We start from the raw sequence: 1,925 nt of genomic DNA, 5'->3' as shown, positions 1-1,925 counted from the left end.
GCCGGCGGATTCTCACGTATTGATGTATGCCGCGGCGGCATACCCCACCTGATCCCCGTAGTGCACCACATACCAGCCGTTCCATTCGCCGTAGATCGTAACAGCGGCGCCGTTGGGAAGGTTGGCGATCACCTTGCCGGAGGAGGATGGATAGTCCCGCAGGTTCAGCGTGCCGTTGCTCACAGACACGGTGCCCTGCATCGGGTCCATGGGGTAGATAAAGGGCAGGCCGAAATACTCCGTCAGGCCCCGGGCAATCTGCTGGGCGATGGCATCCCAGTGGCCCTCCAGCCAGGTGGCGTCGCTGTAATTGTCGTGGTAGCCGATCTCCAGCAGTACAGAGGGAAACCGGGGCTGGCGGACCTCTCCCAGTGAAGTGGTGGGGCGGGTAGTGACCTTGTTGGGCAATGGATAGATCTTCCGCAGCTCCTGGGCGATGAGCTCTGCGGCCCGCTGACCGCCCACGCTGCCGGGGTAATAGAAGGCAATAATGCCCCGTTCCTCGCCATAGCGCCCCTCTGGGGCGGCGTTGGAGTGGAGCGCCAGATACAGGTCATACTCCCCCTGATTGGCCTCCCGGATGGAGCTGCCGGCAGTCATCTCCGGCCGGTTGCGCTGGTACTGGATGCCGTTGGAGAGCAGATAGGGCACCAGGGCGTCTGCCAGCAGGTTCATGTTGTACTCCTCGGACCCGCTGCCGGTAACGTACATGTTCCAGTCCTGAGTGGACGGGCTCAGATAGATCTTGGGCATGGAATTGTCCCTCCTTTTTTCCCAGTCTATGGCGTTTCCCTCAAAAATGTGATACACTGGCCTGGAAATATCAGAGGGAAAGGAATCATGCCATGAAAGCGGAACGGAATTACCCCAGATACACCGTCACGGCCAAAGCGGAGGCCGCCATCCTCCGGGGCCACCCCTGGGTCTATGACGCAGAAATTACAGCCACAGAGGGACAGGCGGAAAACGGCGGCCTGGTGGACGTGATCAGCAAAAAGGGCCGGTATCTGGGTACGGGCTTTTTGTCGGAACAGTCCAAGATCCGGGTGCGGCTGGTGTCCCGCAACGCCAATGACCAGTTCGACGCCGCCTTCTGGCGCCGGAAGCTTCAGTGGGCCTGGGAATACCGGAAGCGCGTGATGTCTCCGGAGGACCTGGACGCCTGCCGGATCATCTTCGGGGAGGCAGATGCCTTTCCCGGACTGACGGTGGACAAGTTCCACGACCTGCTGTCCGTCCAGGTGCTGTCCGTGGGCATGGAGCGGATCCAGGACATCCTGCTGCCGGCGCTGGCGGAGCTCCTCCGGGCGGACGGGTTCCCGATCCGCGGGATCCTTCTCCGGAACGACGTGGCCCTGCGGGAGAAGGAGGGGCTGCCCCAGGGCAAGGGGTGGTATCCCCTGCCGGGGGAAGCGGCGCCGGATTCTGCAGTGACGGAGATCACGGAGAACGGCGTGAAATATCTGGTAGACGTGGAGAACGGCCAGAAGACCGGGTTCTTCCTGGACCAGAAGTACAACCGCCGGGCGGTGGGGCGCATCGCCCGGGGCAGGACGGTGCTGGACTGCTTCACCCACACCGGATCCTTCGCTCTGAACGCCGCGATGGGCGGGGCGAAGCACGTCACCGCCGTGGATGTGTCGGAGTCCGCCGTGGAGATGGCCCGGGCCAACGCGGCGCGCAACGGCCTCACCGGCGCAGTGGACTGCGTGGCCGCCAACGTGTTCGACCTGCTGCCCGCGCTGGAGAAGGAGCCGAAGCGGTACGACTTCATCATCCTGGACCCGCCGGCCTTCACCAAGTCCCGCAGGACCGTTGCCAACGCCATCTCCGGGTATAAGGAGATCAACTACCGGGCCATGAAGCTGCTGCCCCGGGGCGGTCTTCTCGCCACCTGCTCCTGCTCCCACTTCGCCACGGAGGAG

2 protein-coding genes are annotated in these 1,925 nt (G+C 63.3%); one reads left to right on the top strand and one right to left on the bottom strand.

All coding sequences use genetic code 11. The annotated features are described in order from the left end of the window. Positions 1–12 precede the first annotated feature (12 nt). Positions 13–753 (bottom strand): SH3 domain-containing protein, encoded by a 741-nt coding sequence (locus tag OCV80_RS01900; RefSeq protein ID WP_036630068.1) that lies wholly within the window; start codon positions 751–753, stop codon positions 13–15. A gap of 92 nt (positions 754–845) precedes the next feature. Here OCV80_RS01900 and OCV80_RS01895 point away from each other — a divergent pair. Continuing rightward, the coding region (locus OCV80_RS01895) for a class I SAM-dependent rRNA methyltransferase (protein ID WP_267288161.1) at positions 846–1,925 on the top strand (1,080 nt) is incomplete at its 3' end.

This window comes from Oscillibacter acetigenes, from assembly GCF_025567605.1.
Taxonomy (GTDB): Bacteria; Bacillota; Clostridia; order Oscillospirales; family Oscillospiraceae; genus Oscillibacter; species Oscillibacter welbionis.
Note: the sequence above shows the minus strand (reverse complement) of the source record. Positions and strands in the feature narration are given on the sequence as shown.

Coding starts and splice junctions, on each gene's coding strand:
- OCV80_RS01900 (WP_036630068.1), bottom strand. CDS start 753: ATGCCCAAGATCTATCTGAGCCCGTCCACTCAGGACTGGAACATGTAC.